Genomic DNA, 26,033 nt, shown 5'->3' on the forward strand with positions numbered 1-26,033 from the left:
TCCGTCAGCGCGCCCGCAGGGCGTCCACGGCCAGGCGGGCCGTCGTGCCGATGACGGCGTCGGCGGCGGGAAGCAGCGCGGAGGTGCGGGCCGTGCGGGTGAAGACGGCGACGGCGTAGCGGCCCCCGTCGGGGTACTCGACGACGCCGACCTCGTTGCGCACGGTCGGCAGGCTGCCCGTCTTGCCGGCGACGTGCACGTCGTCGAAGGGGAAGCCGGAAGCCAGCCGGTGCGGCCACACCTGGAGTCCCAGGACCCGCCGGATGGCCGCGCCGTGCTCCGGCGGGCACGCCTCGTCGCGCCAGACGGCGGCGAGCAGGCGGGTCATGTCGCGCGGGGTGCTGCGGTTGGTGCGGGCCGGGTCGAGCGCGCGGAGCCGGGTGACGACGTGCGGGTCGGCCAGCGCCCCGGCGCCGCCGGGACCGGCGTCCTCCCTGATGGTGGCGAGGAGTTCGCCGAAGGTGTGGACGGCGTAGGTGTGCGTGAGCCCGAGACGGGCCGTGGCGTGGTTGACGGCGTCGAGGCCGACGCGCGCCAGCAGCAGGTCGGCGGCGGCGTTGTCGCTGACGGACATCATCAGGTAGGCGAGGTCCCGCAGGGACAGCCGGGCCCCGTCGAGCATCGCGGCGAGCCCCGTCGGCCCGGTGGTGCGGCCCTGCGGCGGGCACTCGATCTGCTCGGTGAGGTCCAGCAGCCCTTCCACCGCCCGCTGGTGGAGCGCGACGAGCAGGCACAGCTTGTGGACGCTGGCGGTGCACACCGGCTGGTCGGCACCGGCGTCGAGCTGCGCGCCGGAGTCGATGTCGACGGCGTGCAGCCGGCCGGTGACCCCGGCGTCGGCGAAGGCCGCGTGGATGCGGGCGAGGACGTCGGTCACAGCCAGTACTCCGAGGCCGGGCGCAGGTGGAGCGGGCGGGAGGGCAGGTCGGGGGTGGCGCCGGCGGTGCCGCGCAGCGCCTGCACCGCGGCCTCGGCGAACGCGCCGACGGCGGCGTCGCCCCGGCCGCCGGGCCAGGCGACGGAGTGCCGCAGGGCGAGCGGGGCGCCGGTGAGGGGACGCCACACGACGCCGCTGTCCGCTTCCGGGGGCGCTGGTCGCTCCCCGTGGCCGTGCGCGTCACGCGGGCTGAGCGCGACCGCCCGGGCCGACAGCACCAGGCCGCGCACGAAGCTGGCGCCCTGGGCGTGGCGTACGGCGGGCGGGGTGTAGCCGTTGCGGGCGCAGGTGGTGAGCAGGTCGTCGTAGACGGCGGGGGCGGCCGCGCGGGGGAAGAGGATCAGGTCGTGGCCGGTGAGGGAGGCGAGCGGGACCTCGTCGAGCCCGGCCTCCACCGCGTCGCCGGGCAGCAGCACGCCCAGCTCGCGGCGGAGCACCGGGCCCAGCTCAAGGCCGGAGACGTCACAGGGGTGGTGGATGAGCCCGACGTCCAGCTCGTGCGCGGCGAACCGCTCCAGCTGCTGGGCGGTGGACAGTTCGTGCAGCTCCAGTTGCAGGCCTGCGGCGGTCTCGGCGAACGCCGTGAGCAGCGCGGCGACCGTCTCGCCGGAGACGTCCGGGGGCAGGGCGGCCCGCAGCAGCCCGGTCTCGCCGTCGCGGATGCGGCGCGCGGTGGCCAGCAGCGCCTCGGAACGGGCGAGCACCTCACGCGCCTCGGCCAGCAGCAGCGTCCCCGCCTCGGTGATGGTCACCTGCCGGCTGGTGCGTTCGAAGAGCCGGACGCCGAGGTGCCTCTCCAGCCGCTGGATGCGCTGCGACAGCGGCGGCTGGGCCATGCCCAACCGGGCGGCGGCACGGCCGAAGTGTGACTCTTCTGCAACAGCCACGAAGCACTCCAGGTGCCGCACCAGGTCCACGAGCAGGGAGCATATCGAAGGGATATCGGTCCGACACCGATACCGGTCTTGGACAGGATGCCGGGCCGCTGCTGTCCTCGGCACATGGACACTCACACCCACCACACGGGCGTCACCACCGGCACACCCGGACCGCGCCGCAGGGCCCTGCGGGCGGCCGTGGCCGGGGCCGTGGTGCTCGCCGCCCTCGCGGGCGGGGCGTACGCGGCCGGTCTCGGGCCCTTCGAGCGGGACGCCGGGCCCGACCCGGAGGCCGGGAAACAGGCCCGCGCGTTCCTCGCCGACTGGGCCGCCGGCCGCGTGCCGGCGGCGGCGGGCCGGACGACCAGCCCCGGGACGGCGCGGCGGGTGCTGGACAGTTTCACCACCGGGCTCGACATCGACGACCCGAGGCTCACGGCCGGGACGGCCAGCGAGACGGGGGACGGCACGGTCACCGTCCCCTTCACCGCCCGGATGCCCGTCACCGGCCTGGGCACCTGGACCTACGAGTCGAAGCTGCCGCTGCGCGAGCAGGGCGACGGCACCTGGAAGGTGGACTGGACGCTGTCCCTCGTCCACCCGCGGCTGAGCGACACGGAGAAGTTCCGCCTGGAGCGCGAGGAGACCGAACCCCCGGAGGTCGAGGACCGGGAGGGGACCACCCTGTCCGCCGCCGACCACCCCTCCCTGGCGCCGCTGATGACCCGGCTCGCCGGGGGCGGCGGCACGGACACCGGCGCGCGCGGCGCGATCCGCCTGGTCGACCGGGCCACCGGGAAGGTGGAGCGCACCGAGGCCACCTTCGGCGCGAGGACGGCCCGGGCGGACCAGGGACCGGTCCGGACGACCCTCGACGCCGACTGGCAGTCCGCCGCGGAGCGGGCCCTCGCCGAGCACGCCGACGGCAGGAACGCCGCCCTGGTCGCGCTGCGCATCGACGACGGAGAGGTCCTGGCCGTGGCCAACTCCCCGGCGCCCGGCTTCAACCGCGCGCTGTCCGGCACCTACGCGCCCGGCTCCACATGGAAGATCGTCACCAGCAGCGCGCTGCTGCTGAAGGGCGCCGTCGCTCCGGACGACGTGGTGGACTGCCCGAAGTACCTGACCGTGGGCAAGCGGTTCCAGAACGTGGAACTGTCCGCGCATCCGGGCGCGACCTTCCGCAAGGACTTCACGGAGTCGTGCAACACCGCGTTCATCAGCCTGCGCGACCGGCTGGACGACGGGGAGCTCGGCGAGGTGGCCCGCAGGTACTTCGGCGTCGGCCAGGAGTGGCACGTCGGGGCGCCCACGTTCGACGGCTCGGTGCCGGTGCCGAAGGACGAGACGGAGAAGGCCGCCTCGATGATCGGGCAGGGCCGGGTGCAGGCCAATCCGCTGATCATGGCGTCCGTGACGGCGACGGCCGTGTCCGGCACGTTCCACCAGCCCTCGCTGACCGCCGGCACCGAGGACACCACCGAGACGACCCCGCTGCCGGAGGGCGTGGTCACACAGCTGCGCGCGATGCTGCGGGCCACCGTCACCGACGGCACCGCGAAGGTCCTCGCCGGCCTGCCCGGCGAGATCGGCGCGAAGACCGGCACCGCCGAGGTCTCCGACGACCAGGACAACAACGGCTGGCTCGTCGCCCACCGGGGCAACGTGGCCGTCGCCTGCGTCGTCGAGGAGGGCGTCACCGGCGGCGGATCGGCCGGACCGGTCGTCCGAAGCCTGCTGGCAGCGGTGCCCGGCGACGCGGAATGAGGCCGCGGGCCCGGGGAACCGCCCGAGTGAGGAGAACATCCGTATGACCCACGACCGGTCCGTGTCCACCCGCCGTTCCTTCCTGGCCGCCGCCACCCTGCTGCCCCTCCCCCTCGCCGGATGCGGCGGCGGTCGGCCCGCCGGCCGCACCGGCGGGGAGGCGACCGCCACCCGGTCCGCCGCGCCGCCGAGCCGGCCGCCGGTGCGCCGCGCCCGGCTGGCGGACCTGGAGCGCGCGTACGGCGCCCGGGTCGGCGTCTACGCGCTCGCCACCGGCACCGGGGCCACGGTCGCGCACCGCGCCGGGGAACGCTTCGCGTTCTGCTCGGTCTTCAAGGCCCTGGCCGCCGCGGCGGTCCTGCACCACCGCTCCCCGCACGACCTGGACCGGCGCGTCACCTACACCCGGGCCGACCTGCGCTCCACCACACCGGTCACCGGCCGGCACCTGGCGACGGGCATGACCCTGCGCCAGCTCTGCGACGCCGCCGTCCGCTTCAGTGACGGCGCGGCCGGCAACCTGCTGATGCGCGAGATCGGCGGCCCGGACGCACTCACCGCCTACCTGCGCGGACTCGGCGACAGGACCAGCCGCATGGACCACTACGAGCCCGAACTGCACGACGTCCCGCCGGGCGACCCCAGCGACACCACCACACCCGAGGCGGTCGCCACCGACTTCCGCACGCTGCTGCTGGGCAGCGCCCTGCCCGCCCGCGACCGCGCGCTGCTCCTGGACTGGCTCACCCGCAACGCGACCCCCGTGGGCGCCCGCCGCATCCGGGCCGGACTGCCGAGCGGCTGGCGGGTCGCCGACAAGACCGGCACGGGCCACTACGGCCGGGCCAACGACGTCGCGGTCGTGCGCCCGCCCCGCTCCGAGCCGCTGGTCCTCGCCGTGATGACCGACCGCCCGGGCTACGGCGCCGAGCCGTCGGACGCCCTGATCGCCGAGGCGACCCGGCGGACCGTCGCCGCCCTCGGCCTGTGAAGCGGAGCGGGCCATACGGGAAACGGAGCGGCTATAACGGGGCCATGATCTATCACGTCGTACCGAGCACCGTCTGGAACAGCGAACCCGGCCGGCCGTACGCCCCCGCCTCCCTCGCCGAGGAGGGCTTCGTGCACTGCTCCCCGGACGAGGCGACCACGCTGGCCGTCGTCAACGCCTTCTACCGGGACGCGCCCCGGCCCCTGCTGGTGCTCGCGCTCGACGAGACGCGGCTGACCGCCAGGGTGGAATGGGAGGCGGCGGCCCCCGCTCCGCCGCCCGGGGTCCGCGGGGACACGCTGTTCCCGCACGTCTTCGGCCCGCTCGACCGGGAGGCCGTCGACCACGTCCTCCAGGTCCGGTGGGACGGTGCGGGCCGGGCCTCGGGGCTGGGGACGGCGGGCTGACCCGGTGACCGTGCGGGAGCACCTCGCCCGCACGGGTCACCGGACGGACCCGCGGGGCCGGTACACCGACAGCGCGAACGACGCGGTCACCCGCACCGGCGTGCCCAACCGGTCCGCCCTGCCCCGCAGTTCGGCCGCGTCGAGGTGGCGGGCGGCCGGGCTCATGGCCGCCAGGGCGGTGGCGTCCCCGGCCGTCAGGGCCAGGGCGAACTCCAGCGGCTCGGTGCGATCGAGCCGGAAGGCGGCCGACAGGGTCCGGCGCAGGCGTTCCTCCTTCCTGGGGTCGACCGCCAGCAGCCCGAGGGGCTCGCGCAGTTCACGCAGGTGCCGTCCCGTGGGCGTGACGACGAGCAGGGCGCCGTCCGGGCGCAGGACCCGGTGGAACTCGGGGCCGTTGCGGGGCGCGAAGACGTTCAGCACGAGGTGGGCGCAGCCGGTGCGCACGGGCCAGGGCCGCCAGACGTCCCAGCCCGCGGCCTCCGCGCGGGGATGGGCCCGGGCCGTGGCGCGCAGGGCGGCGGCGGAGGTGTCCAGGCCGACGCCCAGGGCCCCGGGCAGGACGTCCAGGACGGCGGCCAGGTAGTGGCCGGTGCCCGCTCCGGCGTCCAGCACGGTGGCGTCGGCCGGTGCCAGACCGGCGGCGAGGCCGGCGATGGCCCGGGCGAGCGGGTCGTAGTGCCCGGCGCGCAGGAACGCCGCGCGGCTGCGGACCATGCCGGCGGAGTCGGCGCTCGCGGCGGGGCGCCCACCTGTCAGCAGGCTCACGTAGCCGTGGCGGGCGATGTCGAAGGTGTGGCGCCCGGCGCAGCGCAGGGCGCCGTCGGCGCGGGTGAGGCGGGAGGGGCACAGGGGGCAGGTCAGGACGGTCAGCAGCCGGTCGGACGGCAGGCGGGAGGGACCCGAAGGCATGGCGGTGCTCCTGGACGACGCGGCGCGGTGCGGGCCGGGCCGCGTGCGGGCGGTGGGCTGGGTCGCCGGCGCGCCCGTGGGCGGGCGCGCCGAGGACGGCGACGTGACCGGTTCACGTCGCCGTCCTCACCGCGGCGTCAGAGGAAGCAGTGCGGCAGTGCGTTGCATGCCAGAGCCATACGCCGAGGCTACCCGCGGAACGTCACGACGAGCCGTCCGTGCGGGGCGGACGGCCAGCGCGGGGCACCGGCGCGAGGCGCAGGGGAGCCGTTCGTGCCGGACCGGAACCGGTCCGGGCTGCCGGAGTCGGGGGTGATGGCCGCCCGCGCCGGTGGCGGCCAGGCTGCCGCCGTCGAGGCCGGTCGACGTGCCGCCCGTGGCGGAGGTGCCGCCCGTGGAGGTGCCGTCACCGCCGGCCTCGCTCGATCCGAATCGAACAAGATCGGTGGGACAGCTGATCAACCCTGGGACTGCCGGTCGACCGGGAACGGTCTCTTCCCGCCACCCCCGGTACGCCGGGTCGCGCCGGTGAGACGGGAGCGATGCGCAGGCCCGCACCGGCGGGCGGGAAGGCCGGACCGGGCTCCCGAGCGGCACACGCGGGGACGCGACGGCCCGGCCGGCCTTCCTCTGGCCGCAATCTGCCACCCGGCGTCCCGCGGCGCCTCCCGGACGGGCCGAACGGGGACCCGGGGGGCGAGCCGCGATGACGCGCCGCGCTCCCGTCCGCATCCCGGTGCCGGAGACGAGGGCGCTCCCGCCCCGGACCCGGCGGGCTTCCAGGTCCCGGTGAGCGCGCACCGCTCACGCGCCCCGCGCGACGGCCCCCTCCATCAGCCGGTCCGCCTCGGCCTCCGCCGTCCCCGGCGGCACCACCAGCAGGTCCCAGCGGCCGCGGCCGGGGGCGAGCAGGCAGACGGTGTCGGAGGCGGTGGGCGTGTCCCTGCGGCCCACGTGGACGGCCTGGCCCGCGACGTCCACCCGCTCGGGGCATTCGAGCCAGACGTCCCCATGGACGAGGACGCTGCTGATCCGGCCCCAGGCACGCGGCAGCCCGGCGAGCAGCCCGGGCAGTTCCGCGGCCAGGTCGTACGAGCGGGGCCACCACGCCCCGTCGATCCTGCGGGCCGTACGGCGCTCGCGCGGCTGGTCGGCGAGCCTCAGCCGGGCCCCGGACGGGGCGGGGACGTGGGGCGGTGGGGAGGAGGCGGACGTCATGGGGGCTCCTGCTGCGGACGGGGAGGCGGTCAGGAGGCCGTTCGGCCACCGCTGTGCGACCTACCCCGGTTCCTCCACCGTACCCCGCGGGCCGGGGCCGGAGCCGGGATCGCCCGCGGGAGGCGGAAGGTCACCGTGAGGTCGCCGCCGCCGGGGTGGGGGCTGCCCGGCCGGGCCATCCGGACATTCCGGGCGCTTTACACCAAAGTGTCGGCGATAATCGGAGCATGACTACGGCAACGTACGAAGTGCTGGCGGCGTCGTCAGACCACGCGGTCGCCGTGACCATCGCCTTCATCGCCGGTCTGGTCGTGGCCTGCGCGCTGATCTGGGCCGTGCGCGTCGGGATGCGGGTGATGGACAAAGACACCCACCACCCCGACCCGGCGGAACAGCCGCACATGCCGGAGACCGGGCCCGTGCGCGAGATGCGGGAGATGCGCGAACCCGACGACGTGCCGGTGATGGCCCGCGACGGGCGCCGGCTCCTGCCGCACGAGCTGCACCGCGCGAGCACCAGGACCGGCAAGGACCAGAAACCGCGGCGCTGGTCGCCCGGCTCCAGCGGGTCGTTCGGCGGCGGCGGCCTCGGACGTACGTGATGCCGTGAGCCGTACGGCCCGCGGGCCGTACGGCTCCCTTGGGAGGCGCGATGGCTGCCCGACACCGCATGCGCCGGGCGACGGCCGGGGCCGCCCCGGCGCTCGCCCTGGCCTGCGTGCTCGCCGGCTGCGGCGGCGACGGCCCCGCCGACAGCGCGCGCGAGGCCCGGTCGGCGGTCGGGTCGATCGCCTCGCAGGCCACCGGGGCCGTGGAGTCGGCCGCCGCGGAGGCCGAACGCCGGCTCGGCGACATCCAGGACGGCGTCGACGCCGAGGGCGACGTCGAGGCCGGCCGGCCCGTGACCGGCTCCGACGGACGGGTCCGCAGCGAGGTCACCGTCCGCAACACCGACGACACGGCCCGGTCCTTCGCCGTCCGGGTCGACTTCGAGGACTCCGGCGGACGGCTGGTCGACACGGTCATCGTCACGGTCGGCCACGTGCAGGCCGGGCAGTCCGCGACGGCCACCGCCCGCAGCACCCACGCCCTGTCCGGCGACGTCCGGGCGGAGGTGGCGCGGGCGGTGCGCTACTGACCTCCCGCGGCGGTCTGCGCCACCGCGATGTCGATCTGCTCGCTCATCGCGCTCACCCCGTTCAGGGTGGCGACCGCCTGGAGGCGATTGGCACCCGCCGGCAGGGCCGGGCCCGGCGTGCACGACCAGGTGCCGTCGGAGCCGGCCGTGGCCGCGCAGGCCTCCCGCTCGTCCTTGTCGCGGACGGTGACACGGGCGCCGGGGTGGGCCGTGCCGGAGATCTCCGGCCTGGGGGCCAGCGGGACGCCGGACAGCGGGCGGGCCAGCGTCGGCCCGGCGAGCCCCACGGTCACGGAGCACCGGCCGGTGGCCCGCAGCGCCCCGCGTCCGTCGGTGACGCGCAGGGCGCAGTCGCGCAGCCGGGTGCCGGGCACGGCGTCCGCGGGGACCGCCAGCACGAAGGGGAACGTACGGTCCGGCCGGTACTGCGGGGCCGTGCCGCCGGTGAGCGTGTACGACCCGCTGCGCCCGTCGGCGGCCACCGATCCCCGCCGGCCGGACGCGCCGAGCGGCGCGCCCGTGACCCGCGTGCCGCGGGGCGCGACCAGCGTCAGGATGGCTCCCGGCCCCGCGTCCGGGACGCCCGCCACCTCGACGACGCCCTCCCGGCCCGGGGTGATGACGGCCGCCCCCCACAGCCGTTCGCCGTCACGGGCCGCCGCCGGGGGGCCGCACGTCGCGAGCACCCCCGCGACGACGGCCCCCACCACGGTCGCTGATCCGATGCACCTGTTCATCGCGGGCGGGGCTCCCTGTCCGGACACGGCCTGCCGAAGACACTCCGCCGACGATCCTCGCGCCCGCCCGGGCGGACGGCACCCGGTGCTGGTCCGGGCGGGTGGCCCCCGCGCCCCGGAAGGGGCGCGGGGCACCGCCCGGCCGGCGGGACCGCTACCGCCCGAGCCACACCGTCGTGTCGGGCCCGAGCCGGCCGTCCTCCAGCGGCGCGCTGCTCAGCAGCACCTCACCGGCCGGCAGATCGACCGCCGTCGCGGACAGGTTCGTCACACAGCGCCAGCCCTCGCAGCGGTCGAACTGCAGGACACCGTCCGGGGCGTCCGCCGCCCAGGTCAGCTCCTCGCCGTCGAGCAGCTTGCGGCGCAGCCGCAGTGCCGTGCGGTACAGCTCCAGGGTCGAGCCCTCGACCCCGTCCTGCGCCTCCACGGCGTACGCGGCGAAGCCGGACGGCTGGGGCAGCCAGGCCCCGCCCGGGCCGAAGCCGTACGACGGTCCGGCCGTCGTCCAGGGCAGCGGCACCCGGCAGCCGTCCCGGCCCTTGCGGACGTGGCCGGTCTGCTCCCAGATCGGGTCCTGCAGCACCTCGGTGGGCAGGTCGGCGACCTCGGGCAGACCCAGTTCCTCGCCCTGGTAGAGGTACGCCGAGCCGGGCAGTGCCAGCATCAGCAGGGTGGCCGCCCGGGCCCGGCGCAGCCCGGCCGCCTCGTCGACGGCCGGGGCACGCCCGCCGGAGAGCAGCCAGGCGTTGAGGTCGGTGTCCGGCGGCAGCATCAGGCGGGAGGCGTGGCGGATGACGTCGTGGTTGGACAGCACCCAGGTGGCCGAGGCGCCGGCGGCCCGGGCGGTGGCCAGCGAGTCGGTGATGACCTGCCGCAGCTCCCCGGCGTCCCAGCGGGTCTGCAGGTACTCGAAGTTGAAGGCCTGGCCCAGTTCGTCGGGGCGGGCGTACAGGGCGCGCCGGGCGCCGGGGACCCAGGCCTCGGCGACGGCCATGCGGGGCGGGCGGTAGGCGTCGAGGATCTTGCGCCAGTCGCGGTAGACCTCGTGCACCTCGTCCCGGTCGTAGAAGGGGTGCGTGCCGGGCGGCAGCGCGGTGAGGGCCTCCTCGCGGCTCAGCTCGGGCCGGCCGAGGTCGCGCAGCGGTTCGCTCAGGTCCTTGACGAGGGCGTGGGCGACGTCGACCCGGAAGCCGTCGACGCCGCGGTCGGACCAGAAGCGCAGGGTGGCGCGGTAGTCGGCGCGGACCTCCTGGTTCTCCCAGTTGAGGTCGGGCTGTTCGGGGGCGAACAGGTGCAGGTACCACTGCCCGTCGGGCACCCGCTGCCAGGCGCTGCCGCCGAAGACGGACTGCCAGTCGGTGGGCGGGAGTTCACCGTGCTCGCCGCGGCCGTCCCGGAAGACGTACCGGTCGCGGGCGGCCGACCCGGGCCCGGAGCTCAGGGCCTCCTGGAACCACGGGTGCCGGTGCGAGGAGTGGTTGGGCACGATGTCGACGATGACCTTCAGGCCGAGGCGGTGGGCCTCGGCGACCAGCGCGTCGAAGTCGTCCAGGGTGCCCAGGCGCGGGTCGACGCCCCGGGGGTCGGCGACGTCGTAGCCGCCGTCGGCGAGCTCGGAGGGGTAGAACGGGCTCATCCACAGGGCGTCCACGCCCAGCGCGGAGAGGTGGGTGAGGCGGCGGGTGATGCCGCGCAGGTCGCCGAGTCCGTCACCGTCTGCGTCGGCGAAGCTGCGGGGGTAGACCTGGTAGACGACGGCCTGCCGCCACCAGTCGGGGTCGCGGGACGACAGGTCGAGGGTGGAGCGATCGGTCACGCGGTCTCCTTAGCAGGGCATACGGGCGACAGCATTAAATCTGTCCAGAATGCCGGAAAAAGGAACCATCATGTTGGTCGGAGTGATCCATTCCCACTGTGGCGGAAGTGTGATGGAGGGGTAACTTCCTTTGCGTTCCCGCAGGTTGACAGGGTGCTGCGACGCCGCCACCATGGGGGCTCACTGAGGCGCATGTGACCAATGAGCCCAGTGTTTCTCAGACCACTCACCCCCGGTGCGGCCCCGGCAGCCGTGCGCCGCGCGCTGCCCGCATGCCGCCACCCGGGTTCCGGCACTCGCCAAGAAACGGGATACCCCTATGTCCATAGCGAGACGTGTCACCGCGCGCCGCCTGCTGGGAACGGGCGCCGCGGCCCTCGCCCTGTGCGCCGCCTCCGCCACCACCGCGCTCGCGCACGGTACGCCCGGCGGCGACGGCTGGTCGTCCGGCGGCAGCTACCGGCCCGGGACGGGCGCGGGCACGGAGACGGGGACCGACCGCTGCCAGTTCTCGCTCGACGGCACCACCTTCCAGGACTCGGTCAAGGTCGACGACCAGAACCTGAAGCCGACCGAGGACGGCAAGGTGCACATCAAGGTGCGCACCGCCGGTGACGCGGCCACCTGCACCGCCTCCCTCGCCTCCTACCTGGCGCACGGCCCGACCTTCGCGACCTCCGGCGAGCAGGTGTTCGTCGACTTCGACACGGTGACGGTCAAGCCGGGCGGCACCGACTCGCTCGACATCGCCATCCCCGACAAGGGCTGCTTCGGGCAGATCGACCTCTACCGGGGCGCGGTGAAGTTCGACGGGGAGCTCGACGCGAAGGACGGCTTCGAGCACGGCGAGCTGCCCAAGGGCCCGGACCGCCCGGTCATCAAGGACAAGCTGATCGCGGCCTGGAACGGCGGCACCAAGGACTGCACGACGCCGCCGCCCGCGGAGGAGGAGCCGCCCGCCTCCACCCCGCCCGCGACCCCGTCGGAGCCGGCCGAGGGCACCACCCCGCCGGCGTCGCCGTCGGAGCCGTCGGAGCCCTCCGCCCCGCCGTCCGGCGACACGGACACCCCCACCCCGAGCGCCTCCGAGTCGACGCCCGCCGCCCCCAAGCCGAACGGCGGTGGCGGCGACCTCGCCGAGACCGGCGCCGACGGCAGCACCGGCCCGATCGCGCTCGGCGCCGCGGCGCTGCTCGCGGGCGGCGCGGCCCTCGTCCTGACCACCCGCCGCCGGGCGAAGCGGAACGCCTCGGGCGCCTGATCCGAAGGCGGTGACGCCCCCGCGCCGTCGTCCGGCGGCGACGGCGCGGGGGCGTTCCGCGTGCGCGGTGCTAGAGCCCTCCCTCGACGGTCGCCAGGTACAGCTCCACGTAGCGCTCCACGTCCACGTCCAGCCCCACGTCCACCAGGGGCTGTTCGCGGGTTCCCTCGTGCAGTTCGGACTCGCCCGGGCGGGGGCGGCGGTCCACGATCGTCATGCCGCGCGTGGGGCCGGGCGCGAGGGCGACGTCGACGGGCAGGCGGTGGGTCGTCAGGCCCTCCGGGTCGGCGACCGCGCAGACCGCCCCCGCGTCGCCGAGGCCACCGGCCGTCTCGGACGGGTCGTCCGGGCGGCTGCCGGGATGCGCCGGGCGGTGCGCGAGCAGCTCACCGGCCAGCCGGGCCCCCGGCTCCGCGCTCGCGCGCAGGCGCCGCACCCGCGCCGCCGGGACGACGACCCGGGTGAACACGTCCAGCCCGTACATGGTGATCGGAACCCCGGCGGTGAGCAGGATCGCGGCCGCCTCCGGGTCGTGCCAGACGTTGAACTCCGCGACGGGCGTGGCGTTCCCGGCCGCCGCCGCGCCGCCCATGAACACGATCCGCTCGATGTTGCGCACCACCTCCGGGTGGGTGCGCAGCAGCAGCGCGATGTTGGTGAGGGGCGCGGTGGGCACCAGCGTCACCGGGCGCGGGGAGGCGAGGATCTCGCGCCGCAGCAGCGTCACCGCGTCCACACCGGCCGGTGCGCGGGCCGGTTCCGGCAGCCCCAGGTCGCCCATGCCGTCGTCGCCGTGCACGTGCCGCGCCGAGCGGGGCGCCTCGATCAGCGGCCGCTCGGCGCCCCGGGCGACGGGGATGTCGGGGGCGCCCGCCTGCTCCAGCACGGTCAGCGTGTTGCGGACCACCCCGTCGACGTCGGTGTTCCCGGCCACGCAGGTGATCGCGCGCACGTCGAGCGCCGGGTGCCGCACGGCGAACAGCAGGGCGAGGGCGTCGTCGACACCGGTGTCGCAGTCGATGATCACCGGGATGCGCTGTCCGTCCGTCACGGCGAGGGCTCCTTCCACCGGTTCCACGCGGGGCTTGCCCCAGCGACCTTACGGCCTGCCCCGGCAGCGGCCGCCGTGCCCTACGCCGGTTCCCACAGGGCGGTGCCGCGGGCCGCCACCCGGGCGCCGACGCGGTCCAGCAGCTCCGCGGCGGGCAGCGGGTCCGGCCGGCGGCCGTCCCGCAGCCGCACCGCCACCAGGCCGGCGGCGGCCTCCCGCGGGCCGATGACCGCCTGGTACGGCACCGGCCGGACCGCGCGGACCCGGGCCGCCAGGGTGCCCCGGCCGGGGTCGGCGACCTCGGCGCGCAGGCCCCGCTCCCGCGCGCGGCGGACCAGGTCGTGTGCCGGCTCGGCCTGTTCGTCACCGACCGGCAGGACGGCCAGCTGCACCGGCGCCAGCCAGGCCGGGAAAGCGCCGCCGTGGGCCTCGACGAGGTGGGCGACCGCGCGTTCCACGCTGCCGATGACGCTGCGGTGCACCATGACCGGGCGGTGCCCGCCGCCGTCGGGGCCGGTGTAGCGCAGGTCGAAGCGTTCGGGCTGGTGGAGGTCGATCTGGACGGTGGACAGGGTGGCCTCCCGGCCCGCCGGGTCGGTGATCTGCACGTCGATCTTGGGTCCGTAGAAGGCGGCCTCGCCCTCGGCGGCCTCGTAGGGGGTGCCGGAGCCGTCCAGGACCTCCCTCAGCAAGGCGGTGGCCCGCCGCCACAGCTCCGGGTCGGCCACGTACTTGCCGCCCTCGCCGGGCAGCGAGAGGCGGTACCGGGACGCCCGGATGCCCAGGTCCGCGTAGGCGCGGCCGATGAGCTCCAGTGCGGACCGGGCCTCCGCCACGGCCTGCTCCAGGGTGCAGAAGATGTGGGCGTCATTGAGGGTGATGGCCCGCACCCGGGTCAGCCCGCCCAGCACCCCGGACGGCTCCGAGCGGTACATGGCGCCCAACTCGGCCATTCGCAAGGGCAGTTCGCGGTAGCTGCGGGTGCGGGAGCGGTAGATCAACGCGTGGTGGGGACAGAGACTGGGGCGCAGCAGGACCTGTTCGGCGCCCAGCCGCATCGGCGGGAACATGTCCTCGCCGTAGTGGTCCCAGTGGCCGGAGATCTCGTACAGCTCGCGTTTGCCGAGGACGGGCGAGTACACGTGGCGGTAGCCCGCCCGCCGTTCCGCCTCGCGGATGTACTCCTCCAGGGTGTGCCGCACGATCGCGCCGTCGGGCAGCCAGTACGGCAGTCCCGCGCCCATCAGCGGATCGGTGTCGAACAGCTCCAGTTCACGGCCGAGTCGGCGGTGGTCGTGCATGGTGGCTCCTCCGGATGCGGGGGTCCGGGGACGAGCACCGCGCGACGAAGCCCCGGGGCACTCGCCCCGGGGCTTCGGACGTCTACGTCAGCGGTCAGCGCGCCGGGACACTCTCCGGCGTCGTCGTGACGGACGGGAACGGCTGAACGCGCTGCATGGGGGTGACCGTAGCAGGGGGGCCGGAGGCGGGGCGAAGCCTTTTCGCGCCCGCGAGCAGACCGGGCGGGGCCGCGCGCGGGCGCGGGACGTGTTGTGGACCTCCCCCGGCGACTCCCCTGCCCCGGTCGCTCTCTTCGGCGTGCCCGGTCGCTCCCTGCGGCGTGCGCGTGGATAGGGCATGGCGCGTGCGGGCTCTCCGCGACACGCTCCCGCGTCCGCCGCCGCTCACCCGGACGGCCCGTCGCGCTGGTGGGGCGGCGGTCGTGGTGGTGGCGTATAGCGAAAGGACCCGGTCCCGGTCGGTCCCGGCCCGCCCACCAGGAGGTACTGCGATGTCCCACCCTCCGGCCGCCGCCCGCGCGCTCCTCGTCCCCTCGCTCGCCCTGGCCGCCCTGGTGGGCGCGGCCGGGTGTGCCGTGCGGGACGAGCCGCGGCCCCGGTGGTTCTCGGCGTCCGCCTCCGCGTCCCCCGCCTCGCCCGCCGCCGAGCAGTCCGCCGGTCCCGAGGGCGGCCTCACCGAGGCGCAGGCCCGGGCGGCGCTGATCACCGAGACGGACCTCGGGGAGCCCTGGGGCCCGACGCGGGGCGCGCGGACCTGGCGGGACGGGCGGCTGAAGGCGACCACCGAGGACCCCGAGTGCCGGCGGCTGCTGGACGTCCTCTACACCGAGGAACTGTTCGGCGCCCCCAGGGGCCCCGGCGCGACGGCCGCGTTCGACGCCGCCGACACCGACGCCCAGCTGCGCTACCGGGTCACCGCGCATCCCCCGGCCGACGTCGACCGCACCCTGGACTGGCTGAAGTCGCTGCCGGGCAGGTGCGGCCAGTTCACCGCCTCGGCCACGCGCGGCGCAGTCCAGGGCGTCCAGGTCGGCGACCTGCCGCTGCCGTCGGCGGGGGACGCCCGCCAGGCCCTGCGGATCACGCTGGCCGGGGAGACCGAGGAGGGGGAGCTGACCTACCTGACCATGGACATCGCCGGGGTGCGCGTCGGCGCGGAGGCGATCGTCGTCACCCACGGCGGGCTCGACGAGGTGGACGCCGAGGTCACGCGGGAGGCCGTGCGGCTCGGGGCGCAGCGTCTGGCGGAGCTCACCCGGCGGGGCCGGGCACAGATCTGACCACCGGGCCCGCCCGCCGCGCGGGACGGTCCGGTCCCGGCTCGTCAGTCCCGGTCGAAGCGCCTGCGGTGGGCGATCACGTCGCGGGCCACGTCCAGGGCGGTGCGCCCGCGCGCGAACGCGTCGCCCCGCAGCCGCGCGAGCGCGTCGTCGGCGGCGACGCCGAGCTGCGCCATGATCATGCCGACGGCCTGGTAGACCTGGTCGTGGTCGGAGGCCAGTCCGCTCAGCCAGGGCTCCCCGTCCTGCGTCCCGGGTTCGTCCCCGCGCGGCAGCGCCATCAGGGCGACGGTCATGACACCGGCCACGAGCCGGGCCACGTACAGCTGCCGGTCGGTGAGTCCGCCGGGGGTGTCGCGGTACAGGTCGAGGGTGCCGACGCACACCGCGTCGCTGCCGAGCGGCACCGCGTACACCGCGCGGATCCCGGCCGCGGTGGCCTGCTGGGCGAAGACCGGCCAGCGTCCGGCGTCGTGGCCGCCCGCCAGGTCGCAGGCGAGCACGGGCGCCCCGTCCGCCAGCGCGCTCTGGCAGGGGCCGTCGCCCAGGGTCGCCTGGATGTGCGCCAGACGCGCGGCCTGCGCACTGCTCGCGCTCAGCTGTACGGGCATCCCCTCGCTGCGCAGCGACACGCTGGCGCCGGTCACCGGCAGCAGTTCGACGGCCACCTCGCACAACCGCCGGGGCACCTCACCCGGCTCGGCGCCGCGCACGCCCCTGGCGATCACATCGGCGGCCCGGACCCCGTCGAGATCCAGGTCGCCGCCCCCCGAGCCGTCGGCACCCGGCTCGTCACCGGGTGCGCCGTGGGGGTCGTCCCTGGGCCGCACGGCCACCACCGCCTCCTTCGATCACCGCGGCCTGCACCTCGACCGGTCCTGCGGGGGCCCGCGCGCTCCGCCCGCCGGGACGGCGACCGGCCGCGAGCGCCCTGGCGTCAGGCCGGAAGTGCTGCCCCGACTACCCGCGGCGGACGGGCCGAAACCCGGGAGGACGCCGTCACCGGCGGGACCGGCCTCAGCGCTCCTCGTAGGGGTTGTCCGGCGGCGGCACGCGCCGTACGGACGCGGCGTCCACGACCGGTGGCCAGGCGGCGTCCGAGCCGAGGGCGCCCTCGGGGTGCCAGGTGCCGGTGACCGTGACCCAGGTGTCGACGGCCGGGGCGTGCGCGCCGCGCACCTCGGCCCGGGCGGCGCTCGCGTCGGCGGCGCAGCAGGAGACGAGGAGGCGGGTGACGTACCAGGTGCCGTCGGGGTCGCGGGTGACGAAGCCGGTGAGCCGGACCGTGCGCCCCCGCAGGGAGCGGCCGCTGTCGTAGACCGCCCGGGAGCCGAACTCCCCGAGGGTGAGGTCGAGCGGGTCCCCGTCCGGCAGTGCCGGGAAGGTGCCGACGCCCCGCGCCGCCCGCTGGGCCGCCTCCCGCTCGGCGCTGTAGGAACCGAGCGCGGGCGGCGGGAAGAGCAGCAGGGCGAGGGCGGGGAGGGTGAGCAGCCAGGCGACCCGGGGGCCGTGCCGGTGGTCGTGGCCGTGGCCGTCACCGTGGCCGTGGTCGTCACCGTGGCCGTGGCTGTCGCCGTCGCCGTGATCGGGATCTCCGCCGGAGCCGTACGTCCCGTCGTCGTCGTGTTCCCCGCCGTGGTCGCGTTCGCCGCCGTGGCCGTGATCACCGCCCGGGCCGTGCTCCGGCTCCCGCGGGCGCGGTCGCTGTCCGGCCGTCCGTGCCGACACCCCCGCCGCCACCCCGAGCAGCACCAGCACCACCCCCGACACGACCAGGCTGGATCGCAGCCCCGGCTGGACGTAGCGCAGGTACAGCTCGCTGAAGAGGGACACCCGCAGCACGGCCGCCCCCACGAGGGCGAGCAGCACCGCCGGTCCGTAGCGCCTCACAGCAGCCACCACCCCGCCAGGACGCTGCTGCCCACCGCCACCACCCAGGTCGCGGCCGAGAAGCGCACCGCGAAGGACCGGCCGAAGGTGCCCGCCTGCAGCGCGATCAGCTTCAGGTCGACCATCGGCCCGACCACCATGAACGCCAGCCGCGCGGTGGGCGAGAAGCCGCTCAGCGACGCCGCCACGAACGCGTCGGCCTCGCTGCACACGCACAGCGCGACCGCCAGCAGCGCGAGCAGCAGCACCGACAGCCAGGGCGACCCGGTGAAGACCTCCAGCAGGGAGCGCGGCACGACGACGGCGAACGTCGCCGCGGCCGCCGCCCCCACCACGAGGAAGCCGCCCGCGTGCAGGAAGTCGTGCTGGAGGCCCGCGACGAAGCCGCGCACGCCGCCGGTCTCCCGGCCGCCGTTGCGCTGCGGCAGCCGCAGCCACTCCTCCTTCCCGAACCGCGCCCACAGCCAGCCCATCACCACGGCCGTGCCCAGGGAGGCGACCAGCCGGGCGAGGACCATCGCGGGCTGCCCGGGGAAGGCAATCGAGGTGGCCACCAGGACGACGGGGTTGATCGCGGGCGCCGACAGCAGGAAGGCCAGCGCGGCGGCGGGGGCGACGCCCCGCCGCATCAGGCTCCCGGCCACCGGTACGGACGCACACTCGCAGCCGGGCAGCACCACTCCGGCCGCCCCCGCCACCGGCACGGCGAGCGCCTCGCGGCGGGGCAGCAGCCGGGTGAGGACCCGCTGCGGCACGAACGCCCCGATCGCGGCCGACACCACCGTGCCCAGCAGCAGGAAGGGCACGCCCTGGACGGTGATCGCCGTGAAGACCGTCCACCAGGCCGCGACCGGCGGGGTGTACAGGTCGAGCGCGACCATCGGCCCCAGCACCGACACCACCGTCACGACGGCGATCAGCGCGGCGCCCCCGAGGACGGCGTGCACCAGGGCCCGCAGGCCCAGCCGTATGCCGTCGGCCACCGTCCGTTGGTTCTCCACGCGCCCCGCCCCGGTCGTTCACGTTCCCGCCAGGAGGCTAACCCGTCCGGCTGTGCGGGGGCCGTGTCCGCTCACAGCGGGGGCTGTGCGGGGGCGGGTCCGAGGGTGGTCGTGCCGGGCGCCGTGCGGTGTCCGAGGCCCGTCCGGTAGGCGTCCAGGGCCGCCTCCACCCGCCCGGTGCGCCGCAGCAGGTCGCCCAGCAGCCGGCACAGGTCCGCCAGGTCGCCTGCGGCCCCGGCCCGCTCCAGCAGGCTCAGGGCGCGCACGTAGTGCTCCTCGGCGTCCTCGGTGCGGCGGGCGTCCTCGGCGATGATGCCGAGCAGCCGGTGCGCCGCGGCGGCGTGGACGGCGCCGCGCTCGGGGGACAGGTGCCCGAGGACGTCGTGCAGCAGGGCCGCGGCCTCGTCGGACCTGCCGCGCTTGTGCAGCACGTCGGCCAGCTCCACGGCGACCTGGCTGCTGTAGAGGGCGGCGCGCTTGGCCGACAGCATGCCGAGGGCCTCCCGCAGCTCCGCCTCCGCCCGTTCCAGCTGCCCGTCCTGGGCGTAGACGTAGCCGCGCATCCAGTGGCAGTTGGCGAGTTCGGTGCGGATCTGCAGGGCCCGGTACAGCTCGGCCGCCTTGGCCAGCGAGGCGTCGGCCTCGGCGAGACGGCCCTCGGCGACCAGGGTCCGGGCGACCGAGCGGTGCATCCGGGCGACCAGGGCCGGGTCGCCGGACCGCGGGGCGAGCGCCAGCGCGAGCTCGGCCGCCTGGGCGGCCCGGGCGTGCGCGCCCATGTCCATGTACGGGCCGATGGCGCTGGCGTAGAGCAGCAGCAGGGCGTCGGGGTCGTGCAGGCCACCGCGGTTGAGTTCGTCGAGGGCGCTCTCCAGCAGGTAGACGGCGTACCGCAGCTCGCCGGCCAGGTAGTGGGCGACGGCCCGGCCGCGCAGGGCGGGGACGCGGGCGGGCAGCGGGGCGTCGGCCAGGCAGGCCTCGGCCCGCTCGAAGTACTCCCGGCCGGGTACCAGCTCCCCGGTCTCCAGGGCGCACTCGCCGAGTCCGAGCAGGGCGGCGGACTGCTCGGCGGCCAGGCCGTGCGTCTCGGCCTCGGCGAGCAGCTCGGCGTACTGCCCGGCCGCGGCCTCCGTCTCGCCGACGGCGAGGGTCCGCTGGGCCTCGGTCAGCCGCAGCCGCAGCTCGGTCACGAGCCGCGCCGAACGCCCGGTGGCGAGCTCGTCGAAGGCGACGCCGAGCCGGCCGGCGAGGTGCCGCAGGGCGTCGTCGGAGGGCCGCACCCGGCCCGACTCCAGGGTCGAGATGTAGGCGGGGGTGTACGCCGGTTCCGCCAACTGCCGCTGGGTCAGTCCGCGTTCGACGCGCAACCGCTGCACCCGGCGGCCGATGGTCCCCGGATCGTCACGTTCCCCCACGCCAACTCCCCCTGCGCCTCTTGCCGTTCGGCCTGGACAGCCCCTAGGTTAAACGGAGTGTTAAGCCGCATTGTCGAAGACGCTTAATACGCTGCCGCCGTAGTCGCCGCCCCAGTTGCGAGGTCGCCGTGCTCGAACGCACACGCACCGCCGAGCGGTACGCCCGAGGCTTCGCCGCCGCCCTGGTCGCGATGGCGACCCTGCTGCTGGCGGCCAACGCCGGACCGGCCGGTGCGGAGCAGCCGCAGCACGGCCGGCAGACCGTCGCCGACGCCCGCTGAGGCGGGCCGCCACCGGCCGCGGGGCCCGTCACGGGCCGGGCGGCGCGTCGACGAGGGATGCGGACAGCACGCTCCGGCCCGGGACGGCCGGGGTCTCGCACGGGGGCAGGCGCAGGTACGCGGTGATCTGCTTCCCGACACCGCGTGGCGCGACGGCGACCCGGTGGCTGACCTGGTGCACCAGGCGCAGTCCGTGGCCGCCGAAGCGGCGCGGGTCGGCCGTCTGGGGTTCGGGCAGGCCGTGGGAGGTGTCCCACACCGTGATGGCCAGGTGGTCACCGGAGAGCCGCAGGGCCATCCCGCAGGGTCCTGGAGCGTGCTTGAGGGCGTTGGTGACCAGCTCGCTGATCGCGAGTTCCGCGTCCTGGACGGTCGGGACCGGCACGCGGGTGCGGCCGGTGCGTGCGGCGTGGGCGAGGACGGCGTGCAGGGCACGGCGCGCGTCGGCGGAACGCGCCGTGCCCTCGGCCCAGGCCACGCCGTAGTGCAGCGTGGCGTGCTTGCCTGGGTCCTGCTCATCTGCCGCCTGATTCCTAAGCGGGATGGCCATGCGGACTCTTTCGTCGTGGGCGCCGTTCGGCGGCTTTCCGCGATGCGTCTACCCGGCCGCCGGACGGGCACACAAGGGCGGCACGCGGATACCGCCGCGACCGGCGGCGGCTCAGTCGGGCCCGGTGTGCTCGGCGCGGACCTTTCGGGCGACGTCGCGGAGTTTGATGTTGTGGTGCTGGGAGATGCGGCGCAGCACGTCGAAGGCGTCGTCCTCGCTCATTTGGTGGCGCTCCATGAGCATGCCCATGGCCTCGCCGATGGCGTGGCGGGTGTCCAGGGCGTGTTCCAGCTGGTCGATGGTGCGGGCGCCGGCCAGGGCCACGGCGGCGTGCGAGGCCAGCAGCCAGGCGGCCGTCTCGATGTCCTCGCCGAACGTGCCCGGCCGGCGGGCGTAGAGGTTCAGCGCGCCGAAGTCCTCGTCGTCGGCGTAGAGCAGCACCCCGGTCATGCTGCCGATCCCGAGCTCCCGGGCTCCCGCCGCGTAGCGCTCCCAGGTGGGCTGGGGACGGGTCAGGTCGGCGATCCGGTACACGCGCTCACCGTCCTTGCGGCGGGCGAGGTCGAAACAGGGGCCCTCGCGCAGCTCGCCCTGCAGGCGGTCGGACTCGCGGACCATGTCCCCGCAGGCGGCCAGGGTCACGGCCCGGCCCCTGCGCACGGCGAGGATCCCGGCCGCGTCGCACCCGTCGACCAGCCGGACCGCCGACGCCGCGATCTCGTCCAGGGTGTCCTGGACGGAGTCCTGGGCCAGCAGGTCCCGGGCGAGCAGTGCCATCCGCTCGGCGTACTCACGCCACTCCACCGCCACCACCGCCTCGTCCCGGTTGCGGCCACAGTACCTCCGCGGCCTCCCGGGAACGGGCCGGGCGGGCCCCGGCCCGCGGCGGGTCAGTCCGTGCGGTGACCTGCGGGGCAGACGGCGCTGTCCGGCGCGATCCAGGACCGGCAGTAGGGGCAGGAGCGGACCTGGCTCAGGGAGGTCAGGGACTGCTGCACCGCCCCCGCCACCGTCCGTTTCACCCGGCACGACACGACGGTCAGTCTCCTCTGCAGGAGGCCGGCGACACCGGGCACGCCACGTCCTTTCCTCGGGCGGGCACGTCCCGCACACCACTCACGCTCGATCGCGTGTTCCCGCGTTCGCGCCGCTCACACCGGGAGGTGTTCAGTGGGGCAGGAGCCTCCTCAGTGCCTCGTCGAGCTTCTCCGCCACCTCCGCGGCCCCCGGCCGCCCCGGCCCGTACAGGGCGTCCAGCTCGGTGATGAGGGTCTGGGTGACGGCCCCGTACAAGGGCGTGCGCGGGCGCTGGACGGCGTCGCGCAGGGCGGGGTACAGGATGTCCCGCGAGTAGCTGACGCCGTTGGTGAAGCGGTCGGGCGCCTTGAGCTCGGCGCTCTCGCCGGTGGGGGACGGGGAGGGGGCCGCGGTGTACGCGGAGGCGTGCCGGCACGCGGGGAAGCCCGCGGGATCCCCGTAGGCGGAGGTGCGGGTCGCCGCGAACCCGGCGCGCAGCAGGCAGCGCTCGCTGTCCGGGTCGGTCAGGAACGCGATCAGCTCGGCGGCCTTCGCGGCCCGCTGCTCGGACGTCGACGAGGTGACGGCCAGGTTCTGCCCGCCGAGCACCGCCTTGCCGGGCAGCCGGGCCACACCGAGGTCCCCGCCGAACCTCTCGTACAGCACCGGATAGGCGTACGGCCAGTGCCGCAGGAAGGTCGTGCGGCCCTCCGCGAAGGCGCTGAGCGACTCGGCCTCACGCGACTCGGAGGCGTCGGCGAGCGTGTACGGCGGCGCGGTGCGCTCCCGCAGTTCGGTCACCCCGGCGGTCAGCTGCGCCGCGTCGGCGGTGTACCGGCCCTCCTCGTCGGTGAGCGCGAAGTCCGGGACGGCCGAGGCGAAGGCCTCGACCGCGTTGACCGTGCGGCCCTCGTAGGCGGCGAGCTGGGTGGTCCAGCCGTCCTCGTAGTGCCGCGGCTTGGTGCGGTCGTTGACGGCGTCGATCAGGTCCCGCAGCTGGCCCCAGGTCAGTCCGCCGCTCAGGTCGGTCCGGGAGGCACCGGCCTCGCGCAGGTGGTCCTTGCGGTAGTACAGCAGGCCCACGTCGCTGTTGAAGGGGACCGCGTACCGCTCCCCGTCCCAGAACGACGTCGCGTCGACGGAGGGGATGATGTCCCCGGGCTGCTTCACCGCCGCACCGGTCAGCGGGCGGATCAGGCCGGCGGCGGCGAACTCCGGGATCCACGTCACGTCCAGGTTGACCACGTCGTACTCGGCGCTGCCGGACTGGAGCGCGCCGAGCAGCTGGCTGCGCTGCTGGTCGGCGGAGCCGGGCAGTTCGACCAGGCGGGCCCGGTAGCCGTGCTCGCCCTCCCGGGCGTTCCAGGCGTCGATGAGCTGCTGGCGGATGCCGTTCTTGCCGGTGACGTCCTGGCCGCTGGCGACGACGATCCGGGGCGGGCCGGCTCCCGGCGGCTCCTCCCGCGCGTCGTCGCCGGTGCAGGAGGCGAGCGCGAGCACCGACAGCAGACAGAGGACGGCGGCCGTCAGGCGGCGGGCCGTGCCGCCACCGCGCGGGCCCCTGCGCGGGCCCCTGCGCGGACCTGTCCGGGGGCCTCCGTGTGGGCGGGCGGCCGTCATCCCTCCCCCCTTCCGGTGCGGGCGACCTCGTCGCGCAGGGCCGGCACCAGGTCGTCACCGGCGTCCAGGCAGCGGCCCCGGCCCGCCTCGGCGATCCGGGTGGCGGGGCGGTCCTGGTCGCAGCCCGAGCTGTTCAACGACGCCATGGCCACCCGGACGCCCGCGCCGGCGGCCCGTTCGAGCACGTCCCGGAGGGCCCGGCCGGCCAGCCGGTTGTCATCCTCGCCGTCGGTCAGGTACACGATCAGCTGGGGCCGTTCGTCGCGGGCGCCGCGCTCCGCCATGAACTCCAGGGCGTCCAGCAGGGCGGCGGCCGGGTCGGCCTCGGCGTCCCGCCACCGGCCGCGGCCGAGGGCCCGTTCGGCTTCGGCCCTCGCGTGCGTGCCGAAGCGCAGCAGCGGGGTGTGCGTACGGTCGCCGAGGCCGTGCACCGCCCACACCCCGTACTCGTCCTCCCCGCCGAGCCCCGGCAGGGTCTGCTTCAGGATGCCGGGGCCGCCGCTGTCGCCGTCCCACCGGCCGGTCATCGAGCCGGAGCTGTCGAGGAGGTACAGGACCCGGCCGGGAGCGTGCGCGTTGGCGTAGCGCTCCAGCGCCCGGTCCATGTCCGCGGGCCGGGCCGGTTCCGGGGGACGGACCGACGCGGTCAGGCCACCGGAGGCGGGCTGCGCCCCGAGCAGGGGGCGCTCGCCGGCCGCGGAGCGGAAGCCGTGCTCGCCGAGGACGGCCAGCCCTTCCTTCCCGGTCAGCCAGGCGCGGAAGCGGTCCACCGCGTCGTCCCGCGCCTCGGCGTCCCGGTCGCCGTCCTCCCAGCGCACCCGCACGAACGCCGGCTCCAGGCCGGGCACGTCGTCGGGGTAGGCGGCCACGCGCGGGGCGCGGGTGGCCGGGTGACAGCCGATGCCGCTCCTCAGCAGGAACTCCGGCACCAGCGCCGCGCTGCGCTCGTCCACGGCGTCGTCCTCGGGCAGCGCGCACAGCAGCCGCACGGCCGACGGCTCGGGCAGCTCGGCCCGGGTGACGCCCTGCTCGGCGCCGCGCGCGCCGGCCTCCGCGCTCTGCAGGCCCATCGTCGCCAGCAGGGCCGCGTCGGTGAACTCCGGGTCCGGGCGGCGCAGTTCCACCCCGTCGTGGGCGCGCTCCAGGTCGGTGACGAGCTCGGTCAGCGATCGGCCGGTGCGTTCGAGGCCCTCGCCCAGGGCCTGCGGCACGGCCAGCACGACCGGTGAGTAGGCGATCGGCCCGCCCGCCGGCTCCAGCCGGGCGAAGACGCGTTCCTCCCGCGCCGCGGCCCGGTTGACCCGGTCGACGTCGGCACGGGTGGCGGGGATCCACACGTCCGGCTGCGGTCCGATGTCCCGCTGCGGGTTGTCGTCCTCGCGCGGCTGCTGCCAGGCGTCGGTCCGCTCGCCCAGCGCGGTCACCACGTCGGCGGCGCCCGCGCTGTTGACGGTGACGCCGCTGCGCCGGCAGCCGTCACCGGTGGTGTTGGCGGCCGAGGTGACGTAGGCGTCGGCGGCCGCCCGCATCGCCGGTTCCAGGTCGGGATCGGTGAGCAGGCGCAGCTCCCGGGAGGGGGCGCAGGGGCCGGAGTCGCCGATCAGCACGGAGAGGCCGTAGCCCCCGGTGCCGGTGGCGACGAGGGCCAGCAGCAGGGTCGGCAGGGTCCGGCCGAGCCGGTGGACGACGGGCCCGAGGCGCCTGCCCGGCCGGGGCCGGTCCGGGGGGCGGACCGCGGGGCCGGGTCCCGGCGGTGGCGGGGCGGGCGGCGGAAGGGGGGCCGGGACGGGGGGCGCGACCGGCGCGGCGGCCAGAAGGACATCCGCGTCGGGGTTCCACGGCGGGGCCAGCGCCTGCGGCTTCTGCCGGTCGTTGTCCTCCGCCTCGTACCCGGCCTCGGCCATCCGCTGCTTCACCGCGGGGTAGAGCTTGGACAGCCACACCTCCCCGCCGCCGTCGAGGGCGCGCGCCAGCTCGCGGGTGAACGGCGTCGCGACGTCCGCGTCCCCGCCCAGGATGCAGCGATTGGGCTGCACGCTCATGAGCAGGAGGATCTTCTCCTTGCTCTCCTGCGGGGCCTCGAAGCGGTGCCAGATCGCCGCCGCGTTGCCCGCGTAGCAGCAGTCCAGGATCACCAGCACCTTCTCGGCGCGGCTCTCCGGGGCGCAGAGCTCGCCCAGCACCCCCGCGAAGCTCACCGCGCCGGGCAGTTCCCCGCCCGCGACCACCCGCGCGGTGCGCATCTGCAGGTGCAGCCTGTGCGTGGAGGTGTCCGTGACGACGGCGTGCCCGGCGAAGTAGAGCAGCAGCAGGCCCTCGGTCTCGCGGACGGCGCGGCGCAGTTCGCCCGTGAAGTCGTCCGGGGCCGGTGAGGCCAGCACCCTGATCTCGCCCGGGCGGAACACCCCGCCCCGGTGCAGCGCGTCCTCCAGGGTCCTGCGGTTGTGGCGCACGGCGGGGAGCTGGCCCGACACGCCCTGCGGGTCCGGTGTGGTGTGGTCGTACTCGGACACGCCGACCAGCAGCGCCCTGTTCCGTCTGCCGCGCGGGTCGAAGCGGCTCACCGGG

General features: G+C 76.0%; 25 protein-coding genes. 8 read left to right on the forward strand and 17 right to left on the reverse strand.

Features of this window, described 5'->3' with window-relative positions; translation table 11 throughout:
* Positions 1-4: 4 nt before the first annotated feature.
* Both AC07DA_RS12460 and AC07DA_RS12465 read right to left on the reverse strand, forming a co-directional pair.
* On the reverse strand, positions 5-877 hold the full coding sequence (locus AC07DA_RS12460; RefSeq protein WP_479127202.1) for a serine hydrolase: 873 nt from the start codon (positions 875-877) through the stop codon (positions 5-7).
* Positions 874-1,824: a LysR family transcriptional regulator gene (locus AC07DA_RS12465; protein ID WP_479127205.1), complete on the reverse strand. Its 951-nt coding sequence runs from the start codon at positions 1,822-1,824 to the stop codon at positions 874-876. The genes AC07DA_RS12460 and AC07DA_RS12465 overlap by 4 nt, the downstream gene beginning before the upstream one ends.
* 114 nt (positions 1,825-1,938) lie before the next feature.
* Here AC07DA_RS12465 and AC07DA_RS12470 point away from each other — a divergent pair, with 114 nt between their 5' ends.
* Genes AC07DA_RS12470 through AC07DA_RS12480 form a run of 3 tightly spaced genes read left to right on the forward strand, consistent with a single transcriptional unit; the run spans position 1,939 to position 4,980 of the window.
* Positions 1,939-3,582, forward strand: a complete 1,644-nt coding sequence (locus AC07DA_RS12470) for a penicillin-binding transpeptidase domain-containing protein (protein WP_479127207.1) — start codon at positions 1,939-1,941, stop codon at positions 3,580-3,582.
* Between the two features lie 43 nt (positions 3,583-3,625).
* Positions 3,626-4,573: a class A beta-lactamase gene (bla, locus tag AC07DA_RS12475; RefSeq protein WP_479127209.1), complete on the forward strand. Its 948-nt coding sequence runs from the start codon at positions 3,626-3,628 to the stop codon at positions 4,571-4,573.
* Positions 4,574-4,617: 44 nt separating this feature from the next.
* Positions 4,618-4,980: a DUF952 domain-containing protein gene (locus AC07DA_RS12480; protein WP_479127211.1), complete on the forward strand. Its 363-nt coding sequence runs from the start codon at positions 4,618-4,620 to the stop codon at positions 4,978-4,980.
* A 36-nt stretch (positions 4,981-5,016) separates the two neighbouring features.
* Here the strand turns inward: AC07DA_RS12480 and AC07DA_RS12485 are convergent, their stop codons facing one another.
* Together AC07DA_RS12485 and AC07DA_RS12490 are read right to left on the reverse strand one after the other, a co-directional pair.
* Positions 5,017-5,889, reverse strand: a complete 873-nt coding sequence (locus tag AC07DA_RS12485) for a putative RNA methyltransferase (protein ID WP_479127213.1) — start codon at positions 5,887-5,889, stop codon at positions 5,017-5,019.
* A gap of 804 nt (positions 5,890-6,693) precedes the next feature.
* Positions 6,694-7,107 (reverse strand): DUF5994 family protein, encoded by a 414-nt coding sequence (locus AC07DA_RS12490; protein WP_479127215.1) that lies wholly within the window; start codon positions 7,105-7,107, stop codon positions 6,694-6,696.
* A gap of 227 nt (positions 7,108-7,334) precedes the next feature.
* On the opposite strand from AC07DA_RS12490, the gene AC07DA_RS12495 reads away from it, so the two are divergent.
* Together AC07DA_RS12495 and AC07DA_RS12500 are read left to right on the forward strand one after the other, a co-directional pair.
* Positions 7,335-7,709, forward strand: coding sequence for a DUF6479 family protein (locus AC07DA_RS12495; RefSeq protein WP_479127217.1), 375 nt, complete (start codon positions 7,335-7,337; stop codon positions 7,707-7,709).
* Between the two features lie 50 nt (positions 7,710-7,759).
* Positions 7,760-8,245 carry a hypothetical protein gene (locus AC07DA_RS12500; RefSeq protein ID WP_479127219.1) on the forward strand — a complete coding sequence of 162 codons (486 nt, stop codon included), beginning with the start codon at positions 7,760-7,762 and terminating at the stop codon, positions 8,243-8,245.
* Here the strand turns inward: AC07DA_RS12500 and AC07DA_RS12505 are convergent.
* Both AC07DA_RS12505 and AC07DA_RS12510 read right to left on the reverse strand, forming a co-directional pair.
* The gene (locus AC07DA_RS12505; protein WP_479127221.1) at positions 8,239-8,982 is read right to left on the reverse strand and encodes an Ig-like domain-containing protein; all 744 of its coding nucleotides are present in this window, start codon (positions 8,980-8,982) and stop codon (positions 8,239-8,241) included. The two genes, AC07DA_RS12500 and AC07DA_RS12505, sit on opposite strands and share 7 nt — an antisense overlap.
* Before the next feature lie 154 nt (positions 8,983-9,136).
* Positions 9,137-10,798, reverse strand: coding sequence for a glycoside hydrolase family 13 protein (locus tag AC07DA_RS12510; protein WP_479127223.1), 1,662 nt, complete (start codon positions 10,796-10,798; stop codon positions 9,137-9,139).
* Positions 10,799-11,117: 319 nt separating this feature from the next.
* Here AC07DA_RS12510 and AC07DA_RS12515 point away from each other — a divergent pair, with 319 nt between their 5' ends.
* Entirely contained in the window at positions 11,118-12,059 is a 942-nt protein-coding gene (locus tag AC07DA_RS12515) for an LAETG motif-containing sortase-dependent surface protein (RefSeq protein ID WP_479127225.1), read from the forward strand.
* A 70-nt stretch (positions 12,060-12,129) separates the two neighbouring features.
* Here AC07DA_RS12515 and AC07DA_RS12520 read toward each other — a convergent pair whose 3' ends face one another.
* Together AC07DA_RS12520 and thrS are read right to left on the reverse strand one after the other, a co-directional pair.
* A complete protein-coding gene (locus AC07DA_RS12520) occupies positions 12,130-13,110 on the reverse strand; it encodes a nucleoside hydrolase (protein ID WP_479127227.1) in 981 nt (326 codons plus the stop codon).
* Positions 13,111-13,190: 80 nt separating this feature from the next.
* Positions 13,191-14,411, reverse strand: coding sequence for a threonine--tRNA ligase (thrS, locus tag AC07DA_RS12525; protein ID WP_479127229.1), 1,221 nt, complete (start codon positions 14,409-14,411; stop codon positions 13,191-13,193).
* Between the two features lie 491 nt (positions 14,412-14,902).
* Between thrS and AC07DA_RS12530 the strand changes: the two genes are divergently transcribed.
* Entirely contained in the window at positions 14,903-15,691 is a 789-nt protein-coding gene (locus AC07DA_RS12530) for a hypothetical protein (RefSeq protein WP_479127231.1), read from the forward strand.
* A 44-nt stretch (positions 15,692-15,735) separates the two neighbouring features.
* On the opposite strand, the gene AC07DA_RS12535 is transcribed toward AC07DA_RS12530, so the two are convergent.
* The 4 genes from AC07DA_RS12535 to AC07DA_RS12550 all read right to left on the reverse strand — a co-directional run bounded on the left by AC07DA_RS12535 (position 15,736) and on the right by AC07DA_RS12550 (position 19,997).
* Positions 15,736-16,527 carry a GAF and ANTAR domain-containing protein gene (locus tag AC07DA_RS12535; protein WP_479127233.1) on the reverse strand — a complete coding sequence of 264 codons (792 nt, stop codon included), beginning with the start codon at positions 16,525-16,527 and terminating at the stop codon, positions 15,736-15,738.
* Between the two features lie 181 nt (positions 16,528-16,708).
* Positions 16,709-17,581: a TIGR03943 family putative permease subunit gene (locus AC07DA_RS12540; protein ID WP_479127235.1), complete on the reverse strand. Its 873-nt coding sequence runs from the start codon at positions 17,579-17,581 to the stop codon at positions 16,709-16,711.
* Entirely contained in the window at positions 17,578-18,582 is a 1,005-nt protein-coding gene (locus tag AC07DA_RS12545) for a permease (protein ID WP_479127237.1), read from the reverse strand. The genes AC07DA_RS12540 and AC07DA_RS12545 overlap by 4 nt, the downstream gene beginning before the upstream one ends.
* A 71-nt stretch (positions 18,583-18,653) precedes the next feature.
* Positions 18,654-19,997: a helix-turn-helix domain-containing protein gene (locus AC07DA_RS12550; RefSeq protein ID WP_479127239.1), complete on the reverse strand. Its 1,344-nt coding sequence runs from the start codon at positions 19,995-19,997 to the stop codon at positions 18,654-18,656.
* Between the two features lie 128 nt (positions 19,998-20,125).
* On the opposite strand from AC07DA_RS12550, the gene AC07DA_RS12555 reads away from it, so the two are divergent.
* Positions 20,126-20,278 (forward strand): hypothetical protein, encoded by a 153-nt coding sequence (locus AC07DA_RS12555; RefSeq protein ID WP_479127241.1) that lies wholly within the window; start codon positions 20,126-20,128, stop codon positions 20,276-20,278.
* A 28-nt stretch (positions 20,279-20,306) separates the two neighbouring features.
* On the opposite strand, the gene AC07DA_RS12560 is transcribed toward AC07DA_RS12555, so the two are convergent.
* The 5 genes from AC07DA_RS12560 to AC07DA_RS12580 all read right to left on the reverse strand — a co-directional run bounded on the left by AC07DA_RS12560 (position 20,307) and on the right by AC07DA_RS12580 (position 26,029).
* Complete coding sequence (locus tag AC07DA_RS12560; RefSeq protein ID WP_479127243.1) at positions 20,307-20,828, reverse strand: ATP-binding protein; 522 nt, start codon at positions 20,826-20,828, stop codon at positions 20,307-20,309.
* 111 nt (positions 20,829-20,939) lie between these two features.
* Positions 20,940-21,605 carry a GAF and ANTAR domain-containing protein gene (locus AC07DA_RS12565; RefSeq protein WP_479127328.1) on the reverse strand — a complete coding sequence of 222 codons (666 nt, stop codon included), beginning with the start codon at positions 21,603-21,605 and terminating at the stop codon, positions 20,940-20,942.
* A 113-nt stretch (positions 21,606-21,718) separates the two neighbouring features.
* Positions 21,719-21,904, reverse strand: a complete 186-nt coding sequence (locus tag AC07DA_RS12570) for a hypothetical protein (protein ID WP_479127245.1) — start codon at positions 21,902-21,904, stop codon at positions 21,719-21,721.
* Between the two features lie 91 nt (positions 21,905-21,995).
* Entirely contained in the window at positions 21,996-23,465 is a 1,470-nt protein-coding gene (locus AC07DA_RS12575) for an extracellular solute-binding protein (RefSeq protein WP_479127247.1), read from the reverse strand.
* Positions 23,462-26,029 (reverse strand): substrate-binding domain-containing protein, encoded by a 2,568-nt coding sequence (locus tag AC07DA_RS12580; protein WP_479127249.1) that lies wholly within the window; start codon positions 26,027-26,029, stop codon positions 23,462-23,464. Before AC07DA_RS12580 ends, AC07DA_RS12575 begins: the two co-directional genes overlap by 4 nt.
* Between the last annotated feature and the right edge of the window lie 4 nt (positions 26,030-26,033).

Source organism: Streptomyces sp. NPDC044921 (assembly GCF_056432865.1).

Excerpts from the sequence above, each read along its gene's own strand:
- AC07DA_RS12470 (WP_479127207.1), top strand. The coding sequence starts at position 1,939 with ATGGACACTCACACCCACCACACGGGCGTCACCACCGGCACACCCGGA.
- bla (WP_479127209.1), top strand. The coding sequence starts at position 3,626 with ATGACCCACGACCGGTCCGTGTCCACCCGCCGTTCCTTCCTGGCCGCC.
- AC07DA_RS12480 (WP_479127211.1), top strand. The coding sequence starts at position 4,618 with ATGATCTATCACGTCGTACCGAGCACCGTCTGGAACAGCGAACCCGGC.
- AC07DA_RS12485 (WP_479127213.1), bottom strand. The coding sequence starts at position 5,889 with ATGCCTTCGGGTCCCTCCCGCCTGCCGTCCGACCGGCTGCTGACCGTC.
- AC07DA_RS12490 (WP_479127215.1), bottom strand. The coding sequence starts at position 7,107 with ATGACGTCCGCCTCCTCCCCACCGCCCCACGTCCCCGCCCCGTCCGGG.
- AC07DA_RS12495 (WP_479127217.1), top strand. The coding sequence starts at position 7,335 with ATGACTACGGCAACGTACGAAGTGCTGGCGGCGTCGTCAGACCACGCG.
- AC07DA_RS12500 (WP_479127219.1), top strand. The coding sequence starts at position 7,760 with ATGGCTGCCCGACACCGCATGCGCCGGGCGACGGCCGGGGCCGCCCCG.
- AC07DA_RS12505 (WP_479127221.1), bottom strand. The coding sequence starts at position 8,982 with ATGAACAGGTGCATCGGATCAGCGACCGTGGTGGGGGCCGTCGTCGCG.
- AC07DA_RS12515 (WP_479127225.1), top strand. The coding sequence starts at position 11,118 with ATGTCCATAGCGAGACGTGTCACCGCGCGCCGCCTGCTGGGAACGGGC.
- thrS (WP_479127229.1), bottom strand. The coding sequence starts at position 14,411 with ATGCACGACCACCGCCGACTCGGCCGTGAACTGGAGCTGTTCGACACC.
- AC07DA_RS12530 (WP_479127231.1), top strand. The coding sequence starts at position 14,903 with ATGTCCCACCCTCCGGCCGCCGCCCGCGCGCTCCTCGTCCCCTCGCTC.
- AC07DA_RS12560 (WP_479127243.1), bottom strand. The coding sequence starts at position 20,828 with ATGGCCATCCCGCTTAGGAATCAGGCGGCAGATGAGCAGGACCCAGGC.
- AC07DA_RS12565 (WP_479127328.1), bottom strand. The coding sequence starts at position 21,605 with ATGGCACTGCTCGCCCGGGACCTGCTGGCCCAGGACTCCGTCCAGGAC.
- AC07DA_RS12575 (WP_479127247.1), bottom strand. The coding sequence starts at position 23,465 with ATGACGGCCGCCCGCCCACACGGAGGCCCCCGGACAGGTCCGCGCAGG.